Origin of the sequence: Streptomyces sp. SS1-1, from assembly GCF_008973465.1 — a bacterium.
Taxonomy (GTDB): domain Bacteria; phylum Actinomycetota; class Actinomycetes; order Streptomycetales; family Streptomycetaceae; genus Streptomyces.
This window is the reverse complement of the sequence record NZ_WBXN01000004.1, coordinates 5,968,688-5,992,627: the sequence shown is the minus strand read 5'-3', so window position 1 is coordinate 5,992,627 and position 23,940 is coordinate 5,968,688. Positions and strand designations below refer to the sequence as shown.

At 71.4% G+C, this 23,940-nt stretch carries 20 protein-coding genes and 1 pseudogene; 16 read left to right on the top strand and 5 right to left on the bottom strand.

Annotation, left to right across the window (positions count from 1 at the left end; genetic code table 11):
• Positions 1–3: 3 nt before the first annotated feature.
• Complete coding sequence (locus F8R89_RS28780) at positions 4–2,385, bottom strand: MFS transporter (protein WP_192806262.1); 2,382 nt, start codon at positions 2,383–2,385, stop codon at positions 4–6.
• A gap of 338 nt (positions 2,386–2,723) precedes the next feature.
• Between F8R89_RS28780 and F8R89_RS28775 the strand changes: the two are divergent.
• Positions 2,724–3,952 (top strand): annotated as a pseudogene (locus tag F8R89_RS28775) (RNA-guided endonuclease InsQ/TnpB family protein).
• A 55-nt stretch (positions 3,953–4,007) separates the two neighbouring features.
• Here F8R89_RS28775 and F8R89_RS28770 read toward each other — a convergent pair.
• The gene (locus F8R89_RS28770) at positions 4,008–4,451 is read right to left on the bottom strand and encodes an SRPBCC family protein (protein WP_151786667.1); all 444 of its coding nucleotides are present in this window, start codon (positions 4,449–4,451) and stop codon (positions 4,008–4,010) included.
• Between the two features lie 191 nt (positions 4,452–4,642).
• Here F8R89_RS28770 and F8R89_RS28765 point away from each other — a divergent pair, with 191 nt between their 5' ends.
• From F8R89_RS28765 to F8R89_RS28755, 3 genes are all read left to right on the top strand, one after another.
• Positions 4,643–5,674, top strand: a complete 1,032-nt coding sequence (locus F8R89_RS28765; protein ID WP_151786666.1) for an Rv2578c family radical SAM protein — start codon at positions 4,643–4,645, stop codon at positions 5,672–5,674.
• A gap of 147 nt (positions 5,675–5,821) precedes the next feature.
• Positions 5,822–7,393 (top strand): alpha/beta hydrolase, encoded by a 1,572-nt coding sequence (locus F8R89_RS28760; protein WP_192806261.1) that lies wholly within the window; start codon positions 5,822–5,824, stop codon positions 7,391–7,393.
• A gap of 62 nt (positions 7,394–7,455) precedes the next feature.
• Positions 7,456–7,992 carry a GNAT family N-acetyltransferase gene (locus F8R89_RS28755; RefSeq protein WP_151786664.1) on the top strand — a complete coding sequence of 179 codons (537 nt, stop codon included), beginning with the start codon at positions 7,456–7,458 and terminating at the stop codon, positions 7,990–7,992.
• Between the two features lie 15 nt (positions 7,993–8,007).
• Here F8R89_RS28755 and F8R89_RS28750 read toward each other — a convergent pair whose 3' ends face one another.
• Positions 8,008–8,583: an adenylosuccinate lyase gene (locus F8R89_RS28750; RefSeq protein ID WP_151786663.1), complete on the bottom strand. Its 576-nt coding sequence runs from the start codon at positions 8,581–8,583 to the stop codon at positions 8,008–8,010.
• Between the two features lie 354 nt (positions 8,584–8,937).
• Between F8R89_RS28750 and F8R89_RS28745 the strand changes: the two genes are divergently transcribed.
• The 9 genes from F8R89_RS28745 (at position 8,938) to pssA (ending at position 19,867) form a co-directional block, all read left to right on the top strand.
• Entirely contained in the window at positions 8,938–10,743 is a 1,806-nt protein-coding gene (locus F8R89_RS28745) for a 3-hydroxyacyl-CoA dehydrogenase (protein WP_151786662.1), read from the top strand.
• Between the two features lie 136 nt (positions 10,744–10,879).
• Positions 10,880–11,689, top strand: coding sequence for a TetR family transcriptional regulator (locus F8R89_RS28740; RefSeq protein ID WP_225994525.1), 810 nt, complete (start codon positions 10,880–10,882; stop codon positions 11,687–11,689).
• Positions 11,690–12,130: 441 nt separating this feature from the next.
• Positions 12,131–13,474: a crotonyl-CoA carboxylase/reductase gene (gene ccrA / locus F8R89_RS28735; RefSeq protein WP_151786660.1), complete on the top strand. Its 1,344-nt coding sequence runs from the start codon at positions 12,131–12,133 to the stop codon at positions 13,472–13,474.
• Positions 13,475–13,484: 10 nt separating this feature from the next.
• The gene (locus F8R89_RS28730) at positions 13,485–15,512 is read left to right on the top strand and encodes a protein meaA (protein WP_151786659.1); all 2,028 of its coding nucleotides are present in this window, start codon (positions 13,485–13,487) and stop codon (positions 15,510–15,512) included.
• Positions 15,509–16,471: an HpcH/HpaI aldolase/citrate lyase family protein gene (locus F8R89_RS28725; protein ID WP_151786658.1), complete on the top strand. Its 963-nt coding sequence runs from the start codon at positions 15,509–15,511 to the stop codon at positions 16,469–16,471. Before F8R89_RS28730 ends, F8R89_RS28725 begins: the two co-directional genes overlap by 4 nt.
• 5 nt (positions 16,472–16,476) lie before the next feature.
• A complete protein-coding gene (locus F8R89_RS28720) occupies positions 16,477–16,989 on the top strand; it encodes a MaoC family dehydratase (protein WP_151786657.1) in 513 nt (170 codons plus the stop codon).
• A gap of 3 nt (positions 16,990–16,992) precedes the next feature.
• Positions 16,993–18,198 carry an acyl-CoA dehydrogenase family protein gene (locus tag F8R89_RS28715; RefSeq protein ID WP_151786656.1) on the top strand — a complete coding sequence of 402 codons (1,206 nt, stop codon included), beginning with the start codon at positions 16,993–16,995 and terminating at the stop codon, positions 18,196–18,198.
• Positions 18,199–18,369: 171 nt separating this feature from the next.
• Entirely contained in the window at positions 18,370–19,026 is a 657-nt protein-coding gene (locus F8R89_RS28710) for a phosphatidylserine decarboxylase (protein WP_151786655.1), read from the top strand.
• Between the two features lie 22 nt (positions 19,027–19,048).
• Positions 19,049–19,867, top strand: a complete 819-nt coding sequence (gene pssA / locus F8R89_RS28705) for a CDP-diacylglycerol--serine O-phosphatidyltransferase (RefSeq protein ID WP_062667064.1) — start codon at positions 19,049–19,051, stop codon at positions 19,865–19,867.
• A gap of 84 nt (positions 19,868–19,951) precedes the next feature.
• On the opposite strand, the gene F8R89_RS28700 is transcribed toward pssA, so the two are convergent.
• Positions 19,952–21,088 carry a glycerate kinase gene (locus F8R89_RS28700; protein ID WP_225994662.1) on the bottom strand — a complete coding sequence of 379 codons (1,137 nt, stop codon included), beginning with the start codon at positions 21,086–21,088 and terminating at the stop codon, positions 19,952–19,954.
• 161 nt (positions 21,089–21,249) lie between these two features.
• On the opposite strand from F8R89_RS28700, the gene F8R89_RS28695 reads away from it, so the two are divergent.
• Together F8R89_RS28695 and F8R89_RS28690 are read left to right on the top strand one after the other, a co-directional pair.
• Positions 21,250–22,323: an ADP-ribosylglycohydrolase family protein gene (locus F8R89_RS28695; protein WP_151786653.1), complete on the top strand. Its 1,074-nt coding sequence runs from the start codon at positions 21,250–21,252 to the stop codon at positions 22,321–22,323.
• 44 nt (positions 22,324–22,367) lie between these two features.
• Positions 22,368–22,862, top strand: a complete 495-nt coding sequence (locus tag F8R89_RS28690) for an NUDIX domain-containing protein (RefSeq protein WP_151786652.1) — start codon at positions 22,368–22,370, stop codon at positions 22,860–22,862.
• A gap of 47 nt (positions 22,863–22,909) precedes the next feature.
• Here the strand turns inward: F8R89_RS28690 and F8R89_RS28685 are convergent, their stop codons facing one another.
• Positions 22,910–23,110 (bottom strand): type II toxin-antitoxin system VapB family antitoxin, encoded by a 201-nt coding sequence (locus tag F8R89_RS28685; protein ID WP_151786651.1) that lies wholly within the window; start codon positions 23,108–23,110, stop codon positions 22,910–22,912.
• A gap of 93 nt (positions 23,111–23,203) precedes the next feature.
• Here F8R89_RS28685 and F8R89_RS28680 point away from each other — a divergent pair, with 93 nt between their 5' ends.
• Entirely contained in the window at positions 23,204–23,935 is a 732-nt protein-coding gene (locus F8R89_RS28680; RefSeq protein ID WP_151786650.1) for an SIR2 family NAD-dependent protein deacylase, read from the top strand.
• Positions 23,936–23,940 lie beyond the last annotated feature (5 nt).

Genomic DNA, 23,940 nt, shown 5'->3' with positions numbered 1-23,940 from the left:
GGGTCAGTCCTCGTGCCCGAGCTGGAGGTCGCGTTCCGTGCGCCCGCCGCGGGCGACCTGGAGCACGGTGGCGACCGGCGGGTAACCGGCGGCGATGACCGTGTACTCGCCGGAGGAGAGGTCGGTGAACCGGAAGGTGCCGTCGGGTCCGGTGGTGAGGGTGTCGACGACGTTCCCGGCCGCGTCGAGGAGGGTGACGCGGGCGTCCTCCACGGGGCGTCCGCCGCCCGCCCGGACGGTGCCGCGCAGGGCGGCGCCGCCCGCGAGTTCGATGTCCTGCCGGGTCTCGCGGGCCGCCTTGACGGTGACCGGGACGGCGGCGGGCCGGAACGCGGTCGAACTGGCGGCGAGGGTGTACTCCCCGGCGATCAGTTCGGTGATGACGTAGCCGCTGTCGCGTTCGCTGCGGGTGGTGGCGACGACCTCGCCGCGGACGTCGGTGAGGGTGACGGTGGCGTCCACGGGGGTGCCGTCGGGGCTGAGCACGCGTCCGGCGAGGCGCCCCGCGCCGCCGAGCAGGATGTCGAGGTCGACGGGGCGCTCGCCGACGGTGACGGAGACGGCCTGCGGCTGGTGCCCGCCGGCGGCGGCGATCATCACGTACGCCCCGGGGCCGGGGGCGGCGAGCGCGAACCGTCCGTCCTCCGCGCTGGTGGCGCGGCCGACCTGTTGTCCGGCGACGTCGATGAGGGTCAGCGCGGCGCGGGGCACGACGGTGCCGTCGGCGTGCTGGACGGCTCCGCGGACGGCGAGCGGCGTGCCGTGCGGCGAGCGGGCCTGCGGGACGGAGGCGGGCGGGGCGGTGGTGCCGGTCTCCTCGGTGGGGGCGTTGTGGGTCACCAGGGGTTTCTCCTTGAGGAAGAAGGCGATGAGCAGGCCCAGCACGAGCACCGGGACGAGGTACAGGAAGATCCTCGGCATGGCGTCGGCGTACGCCTGGATGTAGGCGTCGCGCAGCGCCGGGGGCAGGGTGTGGACGAGCTGCGGGGTGATGGCCTCGGCGTCGGGCAGGTCCGTGGAGGCGGGGAGCCGGTCGGCGAGGGCGTCGGTGAGCCGGCCGGCGAAGAGGGTGCCGAAGACGGCGGCGCCGACGCTGCCGCCGATCTGCCGGAAGTAGTTGTTGGCGCTGGTGGCCGTGCCGAGGTCGGCCGGGCGCACGGAGTTCTGCACGGCGAGGACGAGGACCGGCATCACCATGCCGATGCCGGCGCCGAGCACGGCCATCCAGACGCTGTAGTGCAGCCGGGGCGTGTCGGTCTCCAGCCGGGACAGCAGCCACATGCCGGCGGCCGCGAGGGCGCTGCCGAGGAGGGGGTAGATCCGGTAGCGGCCGGTGCGGGTGATGAGCTGGCCGCAGACGATGGAGGCGCCGACGATGCCGCCCATCATGGGCAGCATGAGCAGCCCGGACTCGGTGGCGGTGGCGCCGTCGACCATCTGCAGGAAGGTCGGCAGGTAGCTGGCGGCGCCGAACAGCGCGACGCCGATCACGAGGCCCACCAGGGCGGTGACGTTGAAGACGGAGTCCCGGAACAGCCGTAGCGGGATGAGGGGTTCGGCGGCGAAGCGCTCGGCGACGAGGAACAGGAGCGAGGCGAGTGCCGCTCCGGCGCCGAGGCCGAGGATGACGCGGGAGTCCCAGGCGTGTTCGGTGCCGCCCCAGCTGGTCAGCAGGACCAGGCAGGTGGAGGCGGCGGCGAGCAGCAGGGCGCCGACGACGTCGAGCCGGGCCCGGCCCCGGGGCTTGGGGAGCTTCAGCACGACGGCGACGACGGCGAGGGTGACCAGGCCGAAGGGGACGTTGATGTAGAAGCACCAGCGCCAGGAGAGGTGGTCGGTGAAGTAGCCGCCGAGCAGCGGTCCGGCGACGGAGGCGAGGCCGAACGCGGCGCCGATCAGGCCCATGAAGCGGCCCCGCTCCCGGGCGGGCACGATGTCGGCGATGATCGCCTGGACGCCGATCATGAGTCCGCCGGCGCCGACGCCCTGGATGGCCCGGTAGGCGATCAGCTGGTCCATGGTGCCGGCCCGGCCGGCGAGCGCGGAGCCGATGACGAAGACGACGATGGCGAACTGGAAGACGCCCTTGCGGCCGAACAGGTCGCCGAGCTTGCCGTAGATCGGCAGGCCGACGGTGGCGGTGAGCAGGTAGGCGGTGATCGCCCAGGACATCCGGTCGAGGCCGTGCAGCTCGCCGACGATCTTCGGCAGGGCGGTGGCGACGATCATCTGCTCCAGCGCGGCCAGCAGCAGCGCGAGCATCAGGGCGAAGAACACCAACCGCACCCGGCGCGGCGGCAGTTCGCCGGTGGCGCCGGAGGCGGGAGGCGGGACGTCCGGGGGTGCGGCGACCGGTTCGTCCTGTACCAGAGTGCTCCCGCCCACGTACCCGCTCCCCTCGTCGCACTGCCGCACCATGTCCGCGTGAGCGAACAACTACGGGCAAGCGCGACGAGTTACGGAACCAGGTCGGTCGCGGAAGAGAACCACTCGATCCGGTGAGGACGGCAACGGCCGCCGGGCTCCGGTGGGTTGAAGCGCCCGGGTGCTACCGGATTTCATCGGCAGTGCATCGGCGTTCACGCCGGTGGTGAAGCCGATCTCGTGGCTGCGGCGCGGAGTGCCGCGGTGTCGTTCCGGCGGAGCCGGACTGTGCTGTGGCGGTGAGTTGGAGAACGGGTGTTCCCAGCGACGGCACGTGTGATCGTTCGTACGGTCACCGTATGCAGCTTCGGTACGCCTTCAGGTTGTACCCGGAGTCCGGCCAGCGCACCGCGCTGGCACGGGCGTTCGGGTGCGCCCGTGTCGTGTTCAACGACGCGGTACGCGCCCGTGAGCAGGCCCGCGCGGCCAGGGAACCGTCCCGACCGCGGCCGCCCTGTCCCGGCAACTGATCACCCAGGCCAAGGACACCCCCCAGCGTTCCTGGCTGGGCGAGGTCTCTGCGGTCGTCCTGCAGCAGTCCCTGCGGGATGCCGAGGCCGCGTACAGGAACTTCTTCGCTTCTCTCAAGGGCGAGCGCAAGGGCAAGAAGGCGGGTGCGCCCCGGTTCAAGTCCCGCAAGGACGCGCGGCAGGCGATCCGGTTCACCGCGAACGCCCGCTGGAAGATCACCGGCCGGGGGCGGCTGTCGCTGCCGAAGATCGGGGAGATCAAGGTCAAGTGGTCGCGGGAGTTGCCCGTGACGCCGTCGAGCGTGACGGTGATCAAGGACGCGGCCGGAAGGTACTTCGCCAGCTTCGTCATCGGCACCGGCCCCAAAACCGACCAGGAGCGCTGGGACGAGCCGGAGCCGGATGCCGCGATCGGCATCGACCTGGGCCTGACCCACTTCGCGGTCCTCTCGAACGGCACGAAGATCGTTTCCCCGCGGTTTTTGCGCCGGGCGGAGAAGAAGCTGAAGAAGGCGCAGCGGGAGTTGTCGCGTAAGCAGAGGGGATCGAGGAACCGGGAGAAGGCCCGTCTGAAGGTTGCCCGTGCCCATGCCGATGTGGCCGATCCGCGCAAGGAGTTTCACCACCAGCTCTCCACGAAGCTGATCCGCGAGAACCAAACGGTCGCGGTGGAGGACCTGGCGGTGTGTGGGCTCGCGCGCGGCAGACTGGCCAAGAGCCTGCACGATGCGGGCTGGTCCCAGTTCGTGTCCATGCTCGAGTACAAGGCACAGCGGTATGGGCGCACCTTCGTGAAGGTCGGCCGGTTCGAGCCGACCAGTCAGGTGTGCTCCGCCTGCGGCCACCGGGACGGGCCCAAGCCGTTGGACGTACGGGAGTGGGCCTGTCCCTCCTGCGGCACCTGGCACGATCGGGACCACAACGCCGCGAAGAACGTGAAAGCGGCCGCCGGACTGGCGGTATCAGCCTGCGGAGCGCAGGTAAGACCAGACCCTGTTCTGGCACAGCGCGATGAAACAGGAAGTCACGGAATCCCGCCCGAGACCTGTGCCGCGTAGCGGCGCAGCAACGGGCGGGACGGCCCGAATCTCCCTCTTCAGAAGGGAGTACAAGTCAATTCTCCACCTCGGCGGCGAGGTTGGCGAGCAGCGCGTCGTAGATCCGGCCGAGGCCCTTGGGCGCGAAGGTGCGCTCGAAGAAGCCGCCGATGCCGCCGGCGCCCTGCCAGGTGCTGGTGACGACGACCCGGGAGCGTCCCTCGCCGGCCGGGGTGACCCGCCAGGTGGTGACCATGGAGGAGTTGCGGTCCTTCTCGACGAGCTCGCCGTCGGTGGGCTCGGTGACGTCCAGGAGGCAGTCGCGGACGCGCTTGCTGGTGGCCTGGAGCTTCCAGTGGACGAGGGTGCCCTCGCCGTCGCCGCCCTCGCGCACCTCGTACTCGCTGAAGTGCTCGGGCAGCAGCTTGCGCCGGGTGCCGGTGTAGTCGGCGAGGGCGTCGAACACCTTCTCCGCGTCCGCCGCGACGACCCGCTCCGTAGTGGCCTCGACCTGCGCCATCGACTTCCTCCAGGACCTGAGTTCTCGGGGTTGGGGCAAGCCAACCACCCCGGTGGCACCCCGCCCAAATCGGGGTGCCGAACGGCTCACGGAACCGGTCGCGAGGCGATCGGAAACGAAGAACGGCGGGGGGTAGCACGATCAAGGGAACATGTGTTCTATTCTGGGGGCAGTGCTACCGAGGAGGCACCATGCGCTGGGAGAACCTCGCCCTGGAGACGGACCACAGCCGGGCCGACACCGGTCTGTTCGGCGCGGACGCCGTGGTCACCCGCACCTTCGACACGCCCGAGTTCGCCGGGATCACGTTCCACGAGATCCGGGCCCGCTCGATCGTGAACCGGGTGCCGGGCGCCTCGCGCATGCCCTTCGAGTGGACGGTGAACCCGTACCGGGGCTGCTCGCACGCGTGCGTGTACTGCTTCGCCCGCAAGACCCACAGCTATCTCGACCTGGACACGGGACTCGGCTTCGACTCCCAGATCGTGGTGAAGGTGAACGCGCCGGAGCTGGTGCGCCGGCAGCTGGCCTCCCGCCGCTGGCAGGGCGACCACATAGCGATGGGCACCAACGTCGACTGCTACCAGCGGGCCGAGGGCCGCTACCGCCTGATGCCGGGCATCCTGGCGGCCCTGCGCGACCACGCCAACCCCTACTCGATCCTGACCAAGGGGACGTTGATCCTGCGCGACCTCGACCTGCTGAGGCAGTCCGCCGAGGTCACGGACGTGGGCGTGTCCGTCTCCGTCGGCTTCGTCGACCGCGAGCTGTGGCGGACCGTGGAGCCGGGCACGCCCGCTCCCGAGCGGCGGCTGGACGTCGTACGGACGCTGACCGAGCACGGGCTGGGGTGCGGGGTGCTGATGGCGCCGGTCATCCCGTTCCTCGGCGACCAGCCGGCGCAGCTGCGGGCCACCGTGCGGGCGATCGCCGCGTCCGGCGCCACCTCGGTCACGCCGCTGGTGCTGCATCTGCGGCCCGGGGCGCGCGAGTGGTTCATGGCGTGGCTCGGCCGCGAGCACCCGCATCTGGTGCGCCGCTACGAGCGGCTGTACGCGGACGGCGCCTACGCGCCGAAGTGGTACCAGCGCCGGATCACCCGTCAGGTGCACGAGCTGGCCCAGGAGTACGGCATCGGGCCCGCCCGCCCCGGGATGCCCCGCCGTATCCCCGAACCCGTTCCCGAGCCGGAGCCCGGACCCACCCAGCTCACGCTGCTGTAGAGGATTCCGGCGGCATCGGAGGGCATCTCGCGACCCGATCGGGTCACATCCGGGCAGAACCCGTTCCTCCGGGCGCCCGTTCCGGGACGGATGCGGCACGGGCCGTGGCACGCGCGGCCCGTGCCGCATCCGTCCTGGGAGGACCCCTTGGGAAAACGCGCAACCGTACTGTGCGGCGCCGCACTCGTCGTGGCCGGGACCATCACCGCCGTCCCCGCCGAGGCGAGCGCCCCGCCCGCCGCCGCGAAGGCCGCTCCCCTCGCCTGGAAGAAGTGCGGCACCGCCAAGTACCCGACGCTCCAGTGCGCCTCGCTGAAGGTGCCGCTGGACCACGCGGCCCCGAAGGGCCGCACGATCACGCTGGCGCTGTCCCGCGTCCCGCACACCGCGAAGACGTACCAGGGCCCGCTGCTGGTCAACCCCGGCGGGCCGGGCGGCAGCGGACTCGCGCTGGCCGGCTACGTCGCCTCGGCCCTGCCCAAGGCGGTGGCGGCTCAGTACGACGTCATCGGCTTCGACCCGCGCGGCGTCGGCATGAGCCGCCCGGCGCTGGACTGCCGCCCCACGCACTTCGCGCCCGTGCGCCCGGACTCCGTGCCGAGCACACCGTGGGGGGAGCGGGCCAACCTGCTGCGCGCCAAGGAGTTCGCCCTGGCGTGCGGTGAGAAGTACGGCGACGTGCTGCCGTACATCGACACGGTCAGCGCCGCGCGCGACCTGGACCTGATCCGCGCCGCCCTGGGCGCGCCCCGCGTCAGCTACTTCGGTTACTCGTACGGCACCTACCTCGGCGCGGTCTACGCCAAGCTGTTCCCGCAGCGGGTGCGGCGGGCGGTGCTGGACTCCGTCGTGGACCCCACCGGTGTCTGGTACGACGACAACCTCGCCCAGGACATCGCCTTCGACGACCGGCACCGCGCCTTCCTGGCCTGGGTCGCCCGGCACGACGGGACGTACCGGCTCGGTACGGACCCGGCCCGCGTCGAGCAACGCTGGTACGCCCTGCGGACGGCGCTGGCGCGGACCCCGGCCGGCGGCACAGTGGGCCCGTCCGAACTGGAGGACACCTTCCTGCCCGGCGGCTACTACGACGGCTACTGGCCGCAGCTCGCCCAGGCGTTCGCGGCGTACGTGAACGACCGGGACGACGGCCCGCTCGTCGAGGCGTACCGGCGGTTCGGCGCGCCGGACGAGGGCTCCGGGAACGGCTACAGCGTCTACGCGGCCGTGCAGTGCCGTGACGCCGCCTGGCCGCGCGACTGGCACCGCTGGCGGGCGGACAACTGGGCCGCGCACGCCAAGGCACCGTTCATGACATGGAACAACGCCTGGTACAACGCGCCGTGCGCGTTCTGGCCGACGAAGACGCTGAAGCCGGTGGACGTGACCAACGCGAAGGCGCCGCCCGTGCTGCTCTTCCAGGCGACCGGCGACGCGGCCACCCCGTACCAGGGGGCCGTCACCGTCCACCGGCGGCTGACCGGCTCCCGTCTGGTCGTCGAGCAGGGCGGCGGCAACCACGCCGTCACCCTCGGCGGCAACAGCTGTCTGGACCGGCACCTGGCCGCCTACCTGGCCGACGGCACCCTGCCGCGCGGCTCCGGTGACGTCGCCGCGACGTGCGCGGCGTCCCCCGCCCCGAAGCCGGCGACCGCCAAGACGACGAAGTCGACGGCCCGCGGCACCGAACTGCACGACCTGGTCGGCTTCCGCCCCTGACCCCTGGGGCCCCCGGATTAATGGGAGGCCGGGCGGGCCGGCCGGTGCCTAGAGTGCCGGGCATGGACGATCACCGCTTGACCATCCGGCCCATGGCCCCGGACGACTGCGACCGGGTCGCCGAGATCCGGGTGGGCGGCTGGCGCGCCGCCTACCCGGGGATGGTGCCGCAGACCTACCTGGACGCCATGGACGTGGCCCGGGAGGCCGAGCGGCGCCGCGCCCATCTAGCGGGCGCAGGCGAGGCGGTGGTGAACCTGGTGGCGGAGGAGGACGGCCGGGTCGTCGGCTGGGGCTGCCACGGCCCCTACCGCGACCACGACGGCACCCGCCCCGAGGCCGCCGAGCTGTACGCGCTGTACGTGGACCCGGCCCGGATCGGCACCGGGGCGGGCCGCGCCCTCCTCGCGGAGTCGGTACGCCGGTGCGCGCTCGACGGGCACCGGCGCATGCTGCTGTGGGTGCTGAGGGACAACGCCCGGGCCCGGCGCTTCTACGCGCGGGCGGGGTTCGCGCCGGACGGTGCCGAGGAGCCCTTCGAGGTGGGCGGGGTGATGATGCCCGAGGTGCGGTACGCCCGCGCGCTCACGCCCGGCTGACGGCCGGCCGCACGGTCACCGCCGGCGCGGGATGCGGCCCAGGGCCCGCACCGCCGCCTCCGCCAGGGCCGGGTGGGCCAGCGCCTCGTTCAGGACACGCCGGGCCCGGTCGTCGCCGAGCGCGCCCAGCCCGTCGACGCAGGCGAGGGCCACCCGGCGGTACGGGTCGTGCGGGCGCAGCCGCCGCTCCAGCGTGGTGATGAGGGCGGGCACCGCCTCGGGGGCGCGCAGCTCGACCAGCAGCCGGACCGGGTGCAGCGCGTAGGCGACCCGCAGCTCGTTGGTGGCGAGGGCGGCCGCGGCGCGGGCGGTACGGGGGTCGCCGAGCCGGGCGAGGGCGTGCGCGGCGGAGGCGCAGCGCTGCGGGTCCCGGTGGTTCAGCAGCAGCACGAGGGATTCGAACGCCCGCCGGTCCCCGGCGAGTCCGAGCCGGAACGCGGCCAACTCCCGTGCCCACAGCGGCTGCCCGGGCGCGGTCAGCACCTCCGCCAGTTCGTCGAGGTCGCCGGTGGCCACGAGGCGGTCGTACGCGGGTGTCGCTCCGGACTCCTGCCGTAAGCGCTCCGTGAGTGATCGCAACTCTTCGCTCATGGGAAGAGGTTAGGGGCGCGGGCGGGGGCGCGGGACCTACATCACAAACCCGGGGGGTGGCGCGCTCGTTACCCGCGGGTTAATCTCAGACGAGCGAGTTACCCACTCGCACCCCCTCGCGGCGGCCTGGTGACGCAGCCCTCGCGAGAGCAGTCGGTTCGGTACCCAGGTACCTCAGTACGACTCGGCCACGGGACAGGGCCGGTCGGTCATCACCGCTCCTCGGACGTGTGCACGTCCGCAGCGACGGCCCCGGGCGTGTGCGCTCGCAGCCCGGCAACACCCGCACTCCTTCCGCATCCGGTGCGTCCGGACGCGTCTCCCAGTCGTCACCCTCATTCCTGGAGTCCCGCGATGGCCACTCCCCTGTCCGACACCTCCCTGTCCCCCCTCAAGACCGTCGCCGTGGTCGGCCTCGGCACGATGGGCACCGGCATCACCGAAGTCCTCGCCAAGGCGGGCCGCCAGGTCGTCGGCATCGACATCAGCGAGGCCGCGGCCGCCCAGGCCGTCACCGCCCTGGAGTCCTCCACCGCCCGTGCCGTGGAGCGGGGCCGGCTGACCGAGCAGGAGCGCGCGGCCGCCCTCGCCCGCGTCCGCACCTCCACCGACCTGCGGGCCGCGGCCGACGCGGACCTGGTCATCGAGGTCGCCCCGGAGTCGTACGAGATCAAGCACCAGATCTTCCGGGAGCTGGACGGCATCGTCCGCCCGGAGACGATCCTCGCGACCGGCACCAACGCCCTGTCGGTGACCCGGCTCGCGGCCGACTCGGCCCGCCCCGAGCGCGTCCTCGGCCTGCACTTCTTCAACCCGGCGCCGGCCATGAAGCTCGTCGAGGTGGTCTCCTCGGTGCTGACCGCGCCGACCGCCGTCTCCGCGGTCACCAACCTCGCCCTGGACCTCGGCAAGGAGCCCGTCGCCGTCGGCGACCGGCCCGGATTCGTCGCCGACGGCCTGCTGTTCGGCTACCTCAACCAGGCCGCCGCGATGTACGAGGCGAAGTACGCCTCCCGCGAGGACATCGACGCCGCGATGCGGCTGGGCTGCGGGCTGCCCATGGGGCCGCTCGCCCTGCTCGACCTCATCGGCATCGACACCGCCCGCACGGTCCTGGACGCCATGTACGCCGAGTCCCGCGACCGGCTGCACGCCCCCGCCCCGATCCTCAAGCAGCTCAGCGAGGCGGGCCTGACGGGCCGTAAGTCGGGCCGCGGCTTCTACACGTACGAGGCCCCCGGCAGCGCCACCGTCGTGCGGGACGCGCTGACGCCGCTGGACGGCGCCTCCCTGACGCCGGGCCGGACGGTCCGTTCCGTCGGCGTGGCCGGCTCCGGCACCATGGCGTCCGGCATCGCCGAGGTCTTCGCCAAGGCCGGGTACGACGTCGTCCTCGCCGCCCGCAGCGAGGAGAAGGCGCAGGCCGCGAAGGCCCGTATCGGCAAGTCGCTGTCGCGGTCCGTGGACAAGGGCCGGCTGACCGCCGAGGCGGCCGCGGGGACCCTGGACCGGATCACCGCGGCCGGCAGCTACGACGCGTTCGCCGACGTCGACCTGGCCGTGGAGGCCGTCGCCGAGGACCTGGACGTCAAGCGGCAGCTGTTCGCGACGCTGGACAAGGTCTGCAAGCCGGGCGCGGTGCTCGCCACCACGACCTCCTCGCTGCCCGTCGTCGCCTGCGCCCGGGCCACCTCGCGTCCGCAGGACGTGATCGGCATGCACTTCTTCAACCCCGCGCCGGCCATGAAGCTGGTCGAGGTCGTCCGCACGGTCCTGACCGGCGACGACGTGCACGCCACGGTCCGCGAGGTCTGCGCGAAGATCAGGAAGCACGCCGTGGACTGCGGCGACCGGGCCGGGTTCATCGTGAACGCCCTGCTGTTCCCGTACCTCAACAACGCGATCAAGATGGTGCAGGAGCACTACGCGTCCCTGGACGACATCGACGCCGCGATGAAGCTGGGCGGCGGCTACCCGATGGGCCCGTTCGAGCTGCTGGACGTCGTCGGGCTGGACGTCTCGCTGGCCATCGAGAAGGTCCTGCACCGCGAGTTCCGCGACCCGGGCCTCGCTCCGGCGCCCCTGCTGGAGCACCTGGTGGCCGCGGGCTGCCTCGGCCGCAAGACCGGCCGCGGCTTCCGCGAATATGCCCGCCGCTGACGGCATCGGCGACTGGTTCCGAGGCGACCGCGACTGGGGCGGACTGCTCGATCCGGCCGGAGGACCCCCGCCCGCCCAGAGCGGGGGAAACCCCGTACACGCGCATCGAGCTGCGGACATGCAGTACGTTCGGGTCATGTCCCAGCCCGCCAGGTCCTCACGTACACCAGCCACGCCCGACGCGCCGGAGAGTGCCGCGGGCGGCCGCGCGGCCGCCCAACGGCTCAAGATGCGCCGCGAACTGGCGGCCGCGGCCATGGAGCTGTTCGCGACCAAGGGATACGAGGCGACCACGGTCGACGAGATCGCGGCCGCGGCCGGGGTCGCCCGCCGCACCTTCTTCCGCCACTTCCGCTCCAAGGAAGAGGCGATCTTCCCGGACCACGACGACACCCTGGTCCGCGCCGAGGCGGTACTGAACGCCGCCCCGCCGCACGAGCACCCGCTCGACACGGTGTGCCGGGGCATCAAGGAGGTCATGCGGATGTACGCGGCCCGGCCGGAGATCTCGGTCGCCCGCTACAAGCTGACCCGCGAGGTGCCCACCCTGCGGGAGGCGGAGATCGCCTCGGTGGCCCGCTACGAGCGCCTGTTCACCCGCTACCTCCTCGGCCACTTCGACGAGCACGCGCACGACGACGACGCCAACGACGACCCGCTGCTCGCGGAGGTCGCGGCGTCGGCGGTGGTCACCGCCCACAACCACGTGCTGCGGCGCTGGCTGCGGGCCGGCGGGCAGGGCGACGTGGAGGCGCAGCTCGACCACGCCTTCGCGATCGTGCGCCGCACGTTCGGCACGGGGATCGGCGCGGGCCGGGACACCACCCCGCGCACCACGACCGCCTCGGTGGCCACCGAGGGCGAGGTCCTGGTGACGGTGGCGCGGACCGACGCGCCGCTGGACGAGGTCATGCGCACCATCGAACAGGCCCTCAAGGAGCGCTGAGGCACCTGACGGGAGTGGGTTCGGCCACTCCCCCGCTGTGACGACGGCCACCCGCCCGGGTGGCCGTTTTGGCATGTCAGGGGCCCTTTTCGAAGGGCTTGCCGACCCCGTTCGATCGATCATCGCTCATTTGTTACGTAAAGATTTCATCTGAGGGCAACTTCTGGCACGCAGTGCCTTGCCGGATGACACGGCGTGCCATACGTTGAAGGAGTCCGGGCGGCCGGCGTGCAGAGACCATGCGTACGCCGGCTGTCCCCGCAAGCCCCTCCCGGGGCCTGCGCGCCCGGCGCCTGCGTCACAGGCAACCTCCCGCGCCACCATGCGCTGCCGAACAGCACCACCGGCCGAACCGACGGCACCCCCGAAAAAAACCCTCAGCAGCACCGACGTAACCCTCAGCGCCCCTCCCTCAGGGCGCTCACCGCCGGAGGCAACACCGTGACCACGAAGGACATCCTGGCCGCGATCCAGTCGCCCGACTCCACGTCGGAGGACTTCGCCGCCCTCCCGCTCCCCGACTCGTACCGCGCGATCACCGTGCACAAGGACGAGACGGAGATGTTCGCCGGCCTGACGACCCGCGACAAGGACCCGCGCAAGTCGCTCCACCTCGACGAGGTGCCCCTGCCCGAGCTCGGCCCGGGCGAGGCCCTGGTGGCCGTCATGGCCTCGTCGGTCAACTACAACTCGGTGTGGACGTCGATCTTCGAGCCGCTGTCCACCTTCGGCTTCCTGGAGCGCTACGGCCGCACCAGCGACCTGGCCAAGCGCCACGACCTGCCGTACCACATCATCGGCTCCGACCTCGCGGGCGTCGTGCTGCGCACCGGCCCGGGCGTCAACTCCTGGAAGCCCGGCGACGAGGTCGTCGCGCACTGCCTCTCCGTCGAGCTGGAGTCGTCCGACGGGCACAACGACACGATGCTCGACCCCGAGCAGCGCATCTGGGGCTTCGAGACGAACTTCGGCGGCCTCGCCGAGATCGCCCTCGTCAAGTCCAACCAGCTCATGCCCAAGCCGGACCACCTCAGCTGGGAGGAGGCCGCCGCCCCGGGCCTGGTGAACTCCACCGCCTACCGCCAGCTGGTCTCCCGCAACGGCGCCGGCATGAAGCAGGGCGACAACGTCCTGATCTGGGGCGCGAGCGGCGGACTCGGCTCGTACGCCACGCAGTTCGCCCTCGCCGGCGGCGCCAACCCGATCTGTGTCGTCTCCTCGCCGCAGAAGGCGGAGATCTGCCGCTCGATGGGCGCCGAGGCGATCATCGACCGCAACGCCGAGGGCTACAAGTTCTGGAAGGACGAGAACACCCAGGACCCCAAGGAGTGGAAGCGCTTCGGCAAGCGCATCCGCGAGCTCACCGGCGGCGAGGACATCGACATCGTCTTCGAGCACCCCGGCCGTGAGACCTTCGGCGCCTCGGTCTTCGTCACCCGCAAGGGCGGCACCATCACCACCTGCGCCTCCACCTCGGGCTATATGCACCAGTACGACAACCGCTACCTGTGGATGTCGCTGAAGCGCATCATCGGCTCGCACTTCGCCAACTACCGCGAGGCCTGGGAGGCCAACCGGCTCATCGCGAAGGGCAAGATCCACCCGACCCTGTCGAAGGTGTACTCCCTGGAGGACACCGGCCAGGCCGCTTACGACGTGCACCGCAACCTGCACCAGGGCAAGGTCGGCGTGCTGTGCCTCGCCCCCGAGGAGGGCCTGGGCGTGCGCGACCAGGAGCTGCGCGCCAAGCACCTCGACTCCATCAACCGCTTCCGGAACATCTGAGGGCCGGGGGATGACAGAGCGTCAGAAGGACCGTCCGTGGCTCATGCGGACGTACGCCGGCCACTCGACGGCCGAGGCGTCCAACGAGCTGTACCGGCGCAACCTCGCCAAGGGGCAGACCGGTCTGTCGGTCGCGTTCGACCTGCCCACGCAGACCGGGTACGACTCCGACCACATCCTCGCCCGCGGCGAGGTCGGCCGGGTCGGCGTGCCGATCGCGCACCTCGGTGACATGCGCCGGCTGTTCCAGGACATCCCCCTGGAGCAGATGAACACCTCGATGACGATCAACGCCACCGCCATGTGGCTGCTGGCGCTCTACCAGGTCGTCGCCGAGGAGCAGGGCGCGGACATCACCAGGCTCCAGGGCACGACCCAGAACGACATCGTCAAGGAGTACCTGTCCCGGGGGACGCACGTCTTCCCACCGGGGCCCTCGCTCCGCCTGACGACGGACATGATCGCGTACACGGTCTCCCACATCCCGAAGTGGAACCCGATCAACATCTGCAGCTACCACCTGCAGGAGGCGGGCGCCACGCCGGTCCAGGAGATCGCGTACGCGATGTCCACCGCCATCGCCGTCCTCGACGCCGTGCGCGACTCGGGGCAGGTCCCCGAGGAGAAGTTCGGGGACGTCGTGGCCCGGATCTCCTTCTTCGTGAACGCGGGCGTCCGCTTCATCGAGGAGATGTGCAAGATGCGGGCGTTCGGCCGCATCTGGGACCGGATCACCCGCGAGCGGTACGGGATCGAGAACCCCAAGCAGCGGCGCTTCCGCTACGGCGTCCAGGTCAACTCCCTGGGGCTGACGGAGGCGCAGCCGGAGAACAACGTCCAGCGGATCGTGCTGGAGATGCTGGCCGTCACCCTCTCCAAGGACGCCCGCGCGCGTGCCGTGCAGCTGCCCGCCTGGAACGAGGCCCTCGGCCTGCCCCGCCCCTGGGACCAGCAGTGGTCGCTGCGCATCCAGCAGGTCCTCGCCCACGAGAGCGACCTGCTGGAGTACGAGGACATCTTCGAGGGCTCGCACGTCATCGAGGCGAAGGTCGCCGCGCTGGTCGAGGAGTCGTTCGCCGAGATCGAGCGGATCCAGGAGATGGGCGGCGCGATGGCGGCCGTCGAGTCCGGCTACCTGAAGTCGCAGCTCGTGGCCTCGCACGCCGAGCGCCGGGGCCGGATCGAGTCCGGCCAGGAGAAGATCGTCGGCGTCAACATCTTCGAGACGACCGAGCCGAACCCGCTCACCGCCGACCTGGACACCGCGATCCAGACGGTCGACCCGGCCGTCGAGGCCCGTGTCATCGCCTCCCTCCAGCACTGGCGGGACACGCGGTACCAGCCGCCCTTCAACCACCCGCGCCCCTGCAAGGCGCTGGAGCGGCTGAAGGAGGCCGCGAAGGGCACCGACAACCTCATGGAGGCCACCCTGGAGTGCGCCCGCGCCGGCGTCACGACCGGCGAGTGGGCCGGGGCGCTGCGCGAGGTGTTCGGTGAGTTCCGCGCCCCGACCGGGGTCTCCTCGGCGCCGGTCGCGATCCCGGCCGAGGAGGGCTCGGCCCTGTCCCAGGTGCGCCGCAAGGTGGAGCTGACGGCGAAGGACATGGGCGTGGGCAAGCTGCGCTTCCTGGTCGGCAAGCCCGGCCTGGACGGGCACTCCAACGGCGCCGAGCAGATCGCCGTGCGCGCCCGCGACGCCGGCTTCGAGGTGGTGTACCAGGGCATCCGGCTGACGCCGGAGCAGATCGTGGACGCGGCGCTCGCCGAGGACGTGCACGCGGTGGGCCTGTCGATCCTGTCCGGCTCGCACGCGCAGCTGGTCCCGGACGTCCTGGAACGCCTCCGTGTGGCCGGTGCCACAGATATACCCGTGATCGCCGGTGGCATCATCCCGAATGGTGACGCCGAGCAGCTGAAGGAAGCCGGAGTGGCCGCCGTCTTCACCCCGAAGGACTTCGACATCACCGGGATCATCGGCCGCATCGTCGACGAGATCCGGAAAGCGAACAAGCTCGACCCCCTGGAGGTCCCCGCATGACGACCGTCAACCGCCTTCGCCCCCGCCGCTCCTGTCTGGCGGTACCGGGAAGCAACCCGCGCTTCCTGGAGAAGGCGCAGGGCCTCCCCGCCGACCAGGTCTTCCTGGACCTCGAGGACGCCTGCGCGCCGCTCGCCAAGCCCGAGGCACGGCACACCATCGTCAAGTTCCTCAACGAGGGCGACTGGACGGGCAAGACGCGCGTCGTCCGCGTCAACGACTGGACGACCGAGTGGACGTACCGGGACGTCGTCACGGTCGTCGAGGGCGCCGGCCAGAACCTCGACTGCATCATGCTGCCGAAGGTGCAGACGGCCCAGCAGGTCGTCGCGCTGGACCTCCTCCTCACCCAGATCGAGAAGACCATGGGCTTCGAGGTCGGCAAGATCGGCATCGAGGCGCAGATCGAGAACGCGCAGGGCCTGAACAACGTCAACGAGATCGCCCAGGCCTCGCAGCGCCTGGAGACCATCATCTTCGGCCCGGCCGACTTCATGGCGTCCATCAACATGAAGTCCCTCGTCGTGGGCGAGCAGCCGCCCGGCTACCCGGCGGACGCCTACCACTACATCCTGATGAAGATCCTGATGGCCGCCCGCGCCAACGACCTCCAGGCGATCGACGGCCCCTACCTGCAGATCCGCAACGTCGATGGCTACCGCGAGGTCGCCCAGCGCGCCGCCGCGCTCGGCTTCGACGGCAAGTGGGTGCTGCACCCGGGCCAGGTCGAGGCGTCCAACGAGATCTTCTCGCCCTCGCAGGAGGACTACGACCACGCCGAGCTGATCCTGGACGCGTACGACTACTACACGTCCGAGGCGGGCGGCAAGAAGGGCTCCGCGATGCTCGGCGACGAGATGATCGACGAGGCCAGCCGCAAGATGGCCCTGGTCATCGCGGGCAAGGGACGCGCCGCCGGCATGGAGCGCACGTCGAAGTTCGAGATCCCGGAGGCCTGACCGTCATGCAGTTCGGACGCACCTACGAGGAGTTCGAGGTCGGGGCGACGTACAAGCACTGGCCGGGGAAGACGGTCACGGAGTACGACGACCACCTGTTCTGTCTCCTCACGATGAACCACCACCCGCTCCACATGGACACGAACTATGCGGAGAAGACGACGGACTTCGGCAGGAACGTCGTCGTAGGCAACTACATCTACTCCCTGCTGCTCGGCATGTCGGTGCCGGACATCTCCGGCAAGGCGATCGCCAACCTGGAGATCGAGTCGCTGAAGCACGTGGCGCCGACCTTCCACGGCGACACCATCTACGGCCAGACGACCGTGCTCGACAAGTGGCCGTCGAAGTCGAAGAACGACCGCGGCATCGTCCACGTCGAGACCCGGGGCTACAAGCAGGACGGCACGCTGGTCTGCGTGTTCCGCCGCAAGGTGATGGTGCCGACCGAGACGTACATCAAGGAGCGCGGCGGCGAGCAGCCGGGCCGCCCCGAGCTGAAGGAACAGGGGAAGTAAGCGATGGCCCGTCTCGCCCAGACCGCCGGTCTGACCGACGTCCAGCAGGAGATCCTCTCCACCGTCCGCGACTTCGTGGACAAGGAGATCATCCCGGTCGCCACCGAGCTGGAGCACCGTGACGAGTACCCGCAGCAGATCGTCGACGGTCTGAAGGAGCTCGGCCTCTTCGGCCTGATGATCCCCGAGGAGTACGGGGGTCTGGGCGAGTCGCTCCTGACGTACGCGCTGTGCGTGGAGGAGATCGCCCGCGGCTGGATGTCGGTGTCCGGCATCATCAACACGCACTTCATCGTGGCGTACATGCTGAAGCAGCACGGCACGCAGGAGCAGAAGGAGCACTTCCTTCCGCGCATGGCGGCCGGCGACATCCGCGGCGCCTTCTCGATGTCGGAGCCGGGCCTCGGCTCCGATGTGTCCGCGATCACGTCGAAGGCGGTGAAGGACGGCGACGAGTACGTCCTCAACGGCCAGAAGATGTGGCTGACGAACGGCGGGACGTCGTCTCTGGTCGCCGTGCTGGTCCGAAGTGACGAAGGACACCCCGAGGGCACCGCGCCCCACAAGTCGATGACGACGTTCCTCGTGGAGAAGGAGCCCGGCTTCGGCGAGGTCCGCCCGGGACTCACCATCCCCGGCAAGATCGACAAGATGGGCTACAAGGGCGTCGACACGACCGAGCTCATCATGGACGGCCTGCGCATTCCGGCCGATCGGGTGCTCGGCGGCGTCACCGGCCGAGGTTTTTACCAAATGATGGACGGCGTCGAGGTCGGCCGCGTCAATGTGGCCGCGCGTGGCTGCGGTGTCGCTCAGCGTGCCTTCGAACTGGGCGTCCAGTACGCCCAGCAGCGTCACACTTTCGGCAAGCCGATCGCCCAGCACCAGGCCATCCAGTTCAAGCTGGCCGAGATGGCTACCAAGGTGGAGGCCGCGCATGCCATGATGGTGAACGCGGCACGCAAAAAGGACTCCGGCGAGCGAAACGACCTCGAAGCAGGGATGGCGAAGTACCTCGCCTCCGAGTACTGCAAGGAAGTCGTGGAGGACGCCTTCCGGATCCACGGCGGCTACGGCTTCTCCAAGGAGTACGAGATCGAGCGCCTCTACCGTGAGGCCCCGATGCTGCTCATCGGTGAAGGTACCGCCGAGATCCAGAAAATGATCATCGGTCGCAGGCTGCTCGAAGAGTATCGGTTCCAGGGATAGATTGTCCGAGTTCGGGGTGTTTTCTTCGAGAAGAAGATCACACCCCGTGCATACTCTTCAGCCGCCGACTCGGCTTCCTGGCTTGCCCAGTTGTGGGCCGCGACCGGTACGATCCCCGGAAAGCCGCCGTCCCCCGTTGAAGCGCGGCATCATCCGCTACGAAGGTCATCCATGCCCCACAGCCAAACCTCTGCACCACGCGACAGCCGGGCCGGCGTACGCCTCGCGCGCGGAGCATCGCCGTGGCTTCTCCCGACCGTCGCCACCGCAGCCCTCAGCCTGGCCCGCGCACGCCGCTCCGGCGCCGCCAAGGCCGTGGCCGTACCCGCCACCGCTCTGGCGGCGGGCATGCTGTGGTTCTTCCGCGACCCCGAGCGCGAGATCGCCCAGGGCCGGGTCATCTCCCCGGCCGACGGTGTGGTGCAGAGCATCATGCCGTGGAAGGACGGCCGCACCCGCGTCGCGATCTTCATGAGCCCGCTCAACGTCCACGTCAACCGGGCGCCGCTCTCCGGCACGGTGACGTCAGTCGAGCACATCCCGGGCGGGTTCGTGCCGGCGTTCAACAAGGAGAGCGAGAACAACGAGCGCGTAGTCTGGCATTTCGACACCGAACTCGGCGACATCGAGATGATCCAGATCGCCGGCGCCGTGGCCCGTCGCATCGTCCCCTACATCCCGCAGGGCACGAAGGTCGAGCAGGGCGACCGCATCGGTCTGATCCGCTTCGGCTCCCGTGTCGACATCTACCTGCCGGAAGGCGTGGAGGTCGCGGTCGAGGTCGGGCAGAAGACCGTGGCTGGGGTGACTCGCATTGACCGTGATTGATCCAGAGACACAGCCGGGCTGGGTGCCGGGCGCGGACGAGGTCGACGAAGAGGAGGAGATGCCGCTCTCCCTCCGCCTGTCGATAGCGGACACCCTCACCCTCGGCAACGCGACGTGCGGCTTCATGGCGGTGTACTTCACCACCACCGGCATCCTGATCCCGCACCTCACGGGCAGCCAGGAGTCCGGCATGGCCCGCCACAGCGCGGCCACGGCGGTCATCCTGATGCTCTGCGCGGCGGTCTTCGACCTGTTCGACGGACTGGTCGCCCGCAAGCTCCGCTCGTCCCCGATGGGCGCCGAGCTGGACAACCTGTCCGACCTGATCAGCTTCGGCCTGGCCCCGGCGTACTTCGTCCTGGTCTACGGCATGGTCGCCGACGACGCGCACCAGAGAGTGGCCGCGGTCGGGGCGATCGTGGTCCTGCTGGCGGTCGTGCTGCGGCTGGCGCGCTTCTCCTGCGTCTCCGTCCCCAACGGGATGTTCCAGGGGATGCCGTCGCCGTTCGGCGCGCTGACGGTGGTCTCGATCGTCCTGCTGGAGCTGCCCTTCGTGGCGACGCTCCTGGCGATCCTGGGCACGGCCTGGCTGATGGTGAGCCGGGTCGAGTACCCGAAGCCGCGCGGCCGCCTCGCGATCGCGATGCTGTCCTGGATCGTGGTGTCCATGGGTCTGCTCGCCGCCTGGGCGTTCGACGCCCCGAGCGGTCAGCTGCTCCTCCAGACGGGCTGCGCGCTCCAGCTGGTGACCGGCGCGGTGATCCCGCTGTTCGCCACGGCCCGCCGGGTGAACAACTTCCGCGACAACCGGCGCGAGGCACGCGCGGCCCAGCTGCCGTAGCGATCCGCCTCCTGTGACGGAAAGGGCCCCGGACCGACCGGTCCGGGGCCCTTTCGCGTGCCCGGGGGCTCGCCTCGGGATCGGTCAGGTCAGGAAGTCCCGTCCGATGCGTTCCGCGACCCGCTCCAGGATCGGCCCGGCGTCCGCGACGCACACCGCCACGTCCGGCTCCTCCTCCGTCAGCGGGTACGCCCGCCGGATGCCGGCCCGGCCCAGCGCCTCGGGCGCGAGCGCGAGACGCCCGCACACGGCGACCACCTCCTTGCCGGCCGCGCGGGCCGCCGACGCGACCCCGGCCGGGGCCTTGCCGTGCAGGGTCTGCTCGTCCAGGGAGCCCTCGCCGGTGATCACCAGGTCGGCGCGCTCCACGGCGGGCACGAAGCCCAGGACGTCGAGCATGACCTCGATGCCGGCCCGGAAGCGGGCTCCGAGCAGCAGGGCGCCGTACCCGATGCCGCCGGCGGCTCCGGCGCCCGGCGCCGAGGCGTGCCGGGCGGCCCGGGGGCCGACGGCGCTCTCCAGGACCTTGGCGTAGTGCGTGAGGGCCGCGTCCAGCGCGGCCACGTCGTCCGGGGACGCGCCCTTCTGCGGGCCGTACACCGCCGGGGCGCCCTTCGGGCCGGTCAGCGGGTTGTCCACGTCGCTGGCGAGTACCAGGTCGACCTCGGCGAGGCGGGGGTCCAGCCCCGACAGGTCGGCGGTGGCCAGTTCGGCGAGGCCGCCCCCGCCGGGTGCCACCGGCTCACCGTCCGCGTCGAGCAGACGGGCGCCGAGCGCGCTCAGCATCCCGGCCCCGCCGTCCGTGGTGGCGCTGCCGCCGACGCCGAAGACGAGGGTGCGGGCACCGGCGTCGAGGGCCGCCCGCAGCAGCTCGCCGGAGCCGTACGTGGACGCCGTGAGCGGGGCGAGGACGCCCGCGGGCAGCCGCTGCAGGCCGCTGGCCTCCGCCATCTCCACGACCGCGGTGTCGCCGCGCAGCGCGAACGCCGCCGTCACCTCGTCGCCAAGCGGCCCGGAGACCCGTACCTCGCGGCGCTCGAAACCGGCCGCGACCGCCGCGTCGACGGTGCCGTCACCGCCGTCGGCGACCGGCATCGCCTCGACCTCCACACCCGGGGCGGCCCGGCGCAGACCGGCGGTGACCCGCTCGGCGACCTCCACGGCCGTGAGCGACCCCTTGAACTTGTCCGCGGCGATGAGCACGCGCTGTGTCACCTGTATCCCCTTGCTCTCCGGGCCCCGCACACGTCGGGGCCAGTCGCGCCGCTGCGACCTTAACCGGCGGCACCCCGGACCCGCCATGCCCCGCCCGGGGCGTGGGACGGCCCGGCGCGTGCGGGCGCGTGGGCGCGTGGGCCGCCGGAATCGGGTACACCGGTCCTATGACCCTTGTGGGCACGGATGCCGAGCTCGCCGACCGCGTCCTCGGCGGCTGGCTGGGCCGGATCGCGGGCAACATGCTCGGCAAGCCGGTCGAGCAGGGCGACCTGTGGACGCGCGACCGGATCGACCGCTATCTGCGCAGGGCCGCGGCCCTGCCGCTCACCGACTATCTGCCCGAGCCGGCCGACGAGGAGGACGGGCGCTCGCTGCGCCCCGAGTGGCGCGACTGCGTGCGCGGCCGGATCCACGGCAGCTGCCGCGACGACGACGTCGACTACGCGATCCTCGGCCTCGACCTGCTGGAGCGGCACGGCTTCGGGTTCAGCACCGAGCAGGTCGGCGACCTGTGGCTGCTGCGGCTGCCGTATCTGCAGACGTTCACGGCGGAGCGGGCCGCGTACCGCAATCTGGCGAACGGTCTCAAGCCGCCGCTCACCGCCACCTTCGACAACCCCCACCAGGAGTGGATCGGCGCCCTCATCCGCGCCGACGTCTACGGCTGGACCTCCCCGGGCGTCCCCGCGCGTGCCGCGTCCCTCGCCCGCCGGGACGCGGTGCTCTCGCACACCGGGAACGGGGTGTACGGGGCGATGTGGGCGGCGGCCCTGATCGCGGCGGCGTTCACGGCGTCCACGATCCGCGAGGCCGTCGACCGGGCGCTCACCGTGATCCCGGCGAGCAGCCGGCTCGCGCGGACCGTGCGCCGGGTGGCGACCCTCCACGAGACACGGATGTCCTGGGAGGACACGCTGAGCACCGTGATGGAGGAGACGGCGGGCCTGGGCTGGATCCACACGGTCCCGAACGCGGCCGTCCTCACGGCGGGGCTGCTGTACGGCGACGGCGACTTCACCCGCACGATCACGCTCACCGTGCGCGGGGGCCTGGACACCGACTCCAACGGGGCGACGGCCGGGTCGGTGGCGGGGGTGCTGAGCGGTGCCGCGGCGATCCCGGCGCAGTGGACGGAGCCGCTGGAGGACACGGTGCGCAGCGCGGTCTTCGGGTTCGACGGCGCCCGGATCAGCGAGCTGGCGGAGCGGACGGTGCGGCTGGCGGAGCTGGGGGCGTAGCCGGGTGCGCGTTCGACGGCCGCCCGGCTGGTTACCCTGCATGGATGACCTCGACGCCCGACTTCGCCGCGTACATCGCGAGTCTCCCCCGCATCCTCGCGGGCGCCGCCGCCCTCTTCCGTGACGCCGCGGGACGGGTGCTGCTCGTGGAGCCGAACTACCGCGAGGGCTGGGCGCTGCCCGGCGGCACGATCGAGTCCGACGACGGCGAGACGCCCCGCCAGGGCGCGCGGCGCGAGACGCTCGAGGAGATCGGCCTGGACCGCACGCTCGGCCGGCTGCTCGCGGTGGACTGGGTGCACGGCGCGGGACGTCCGCCGCTGGTGGCGTACCTGTTCGACGGCGGTGTGCTCACCGAGGACGAGCTGAAGGCGATCCGGTTGCAGGAAGAGGAGCTGCTCTCCTGGCGGCTGGTCCCCCGCGAGGAGCTGACCGGTCTTCTGCCGGGCTCCCTGGGCCGCCGGGTGCTGGCCGCGCTGGACGCCCTGGCGGAGGGCACGGGTCCGGTGGAGCTGGAGAACGGGCACCCGGTGACCTGACCCGGCCGGGGTCAGCCCTCGAAGTGACGGGGCCTGGGTCCGGCGGGTCAGCCCTCGACGTCCCGGGGCCGGACGTCCACCTCGCGCAGCGCCTCGTCGCGCTCGGCGACCCGCGCCTCGGTGCGGTGACCGCGCTGGACGTAGTCGCGCAGCACGAGTTCCACGGCGTCCTTGGGGCTGCCGACGCCCGCGAGGACCATGGCCTCCACGACGAGTTCGGCATCGAGCGAGACGGTGACCTTGGCCATGCGGGCACGCTAGCACCGGGCGGCCCGGCGTACGCGATGCTTGCTCGAATATCCATTCGCCGCGCTCCCGCCGCCCGTCCTACCCTCGGCCGCATGACCAAGCCCCTCGTGGCCCTGCTCAGCGGTGCCGGCATCTCGACCGACTCGGGCATCCCCGACTACCGCGGGCCGAACGGCCTGTGGCGGCGCGACCCGGACGCCGAGAAGCTCGTGACGTACGAGTACTACATGGCGGACCCGGACGTCCGGCGCCGGTCCTGGCTGCTGCGGCGGGAGAACCACGCGCGGCGCCCCGAGCCCAACGCGGCGCACCACGCGGTCGCCGAGCTGGAGCGCTCGGGGGTGCCGGTGCGGGTGCTCACACAGAACGTGGACGGGCTGCACCAGCAGGCCGGCCTGCCCGCCCGCAAGGTCCTGGAGCTGCACGGCACGGAACGGCAGGTGGTGTGCACCAAGTGCCACGCCCGCTCCCCCATGGCGGACGCCCTGGCCCGGGTCGACGCCGGCGAGGACGACCCGCCGTGCCTGGAGTGCGGCGGCGTCCTGAAGTCCGCGACGGTGATGTTCGGCGAACGGCTCGACCCGGAGGTCCTCGGCCAGGCGGTCGCGATCACCAAGGCCTGCCAGGTCTTCATCGCGGTCGGCTCCAGCCTCCAGGTCCAGCCCGCCGCCGGCCTGGCAGGCGTCGCCGCGGACCACGGCGCCCGCCTGATCATCGTCAACGCCGAACCGACCCCGTACGACGACCTGGCCGACGAGGTCGTCCGCGAACCGATCGGGACGGCGTTGCCGGAGCTGCTGCGGCGGATCGGCAAGGACGCCTGAGGCAC

Coding starts and splice junctions, on each gene's coding strand:
- F8R89_RS28725 (WP_151786658.1), top strand. CDS start 15,509: ATGACGACCGTCAACCGCCTTCGCCCCCGCCGCTCCTGTCTGGCGGTA.
- F8R89_RS28750 (WP_151786663.1), bottom strand. CDS start 8,583: ATGAGCGAAGAGTTGCGATCACTCACGGAGCGCTTACGGCAGGAGTCC.
- F8R89_RS28680 (WP_151786650.1), top strand. CDS start 23,204: ATGACCAAGCCCCTCGTGGCCCTGCTCAGCGGTGCCGGCATCTCGACC.
- F8R89_RS28740 (WP_225994525.1), top strand. CDS start 10,880: ATGTCCCAGCCCGCCAGGTCCTCACGTACACCAGCCACGCCCGACGCG.
- F8R89_RS28745 (WP_151786662.1), top strand. CDS start 8,938: ATGGCCACTCCCCTGTCCGACACCTCCCTGTCCCCCCTCAAGACCGTC.
- F8R89_RS28755 (WP_151786664.1), top strand. CDS start 7,456: ATGGACGATCACCGCTTGACCATCCGGCCCATGGCCCCGGACGACTGC.
- F8R89_RS28710 (WP_151786655.1), top strand. CDS start 18,370: ATGCCCCACAGCCAAACCTCTGCACCACGCGACAGCCGGGCCGGCGTA.
- F8R89_RS28720 (WP_151786657.1), top strand. CDS start 16,477: ATGCAGTTCGGACGCACCTACGAGGAGTTCGAGGTCGGGGCGACGTAC.
- F8R89_RS28770 (WP_151786667.1), bottom strand. CDS start 4,451: ATGGCGCAGGTCGAGGCCACTACGGAGCGGGTCGTCGCGGCGGACGCG.
- F8R89_RS28715 (WP_151786656.1), top strand. CDS start 16,993: ATGGCCCGTCTCGCCCAGACCGCCGGTCTGACCGACGTCCAGCAGGAG.
- F8R89_RS28685 (WP_151786651.1), bottom strand. CDS start 23,110: ATGGCCAAGGTCACCGTCTCGCTCGATGCCGAACTCGTCGTGGAGGCC.
- F8R89_RS28730 (WP_151786659.1), top strand. CDS start 13,485: ATGACAGAGCGTCAGAAGGACCGTCCGTGGCTCATGCGGACGTACGCC.
- F8R89_RS28690 (WP_151786652.1), top strand. CDS start 22,368: ATGACCTCGACGCCCGACTTCGCCGCGTACATCGCGAGTCTCCCCCGC.
- F8R89_RS28765 (WP_151786666.1), top strand. CDS start 4,643: ATGCGCTGGGAGAACCTCGCCCTGGAGACGGACCACAGCCGGGCCGAC.
- F8R89_RS28695 (WP_151786653.1), top strand. CDS start 21,250: ATGACCCTTGTGGGCACGGATGCCGAGCTCGCCGACCGCGTCCTCGGC.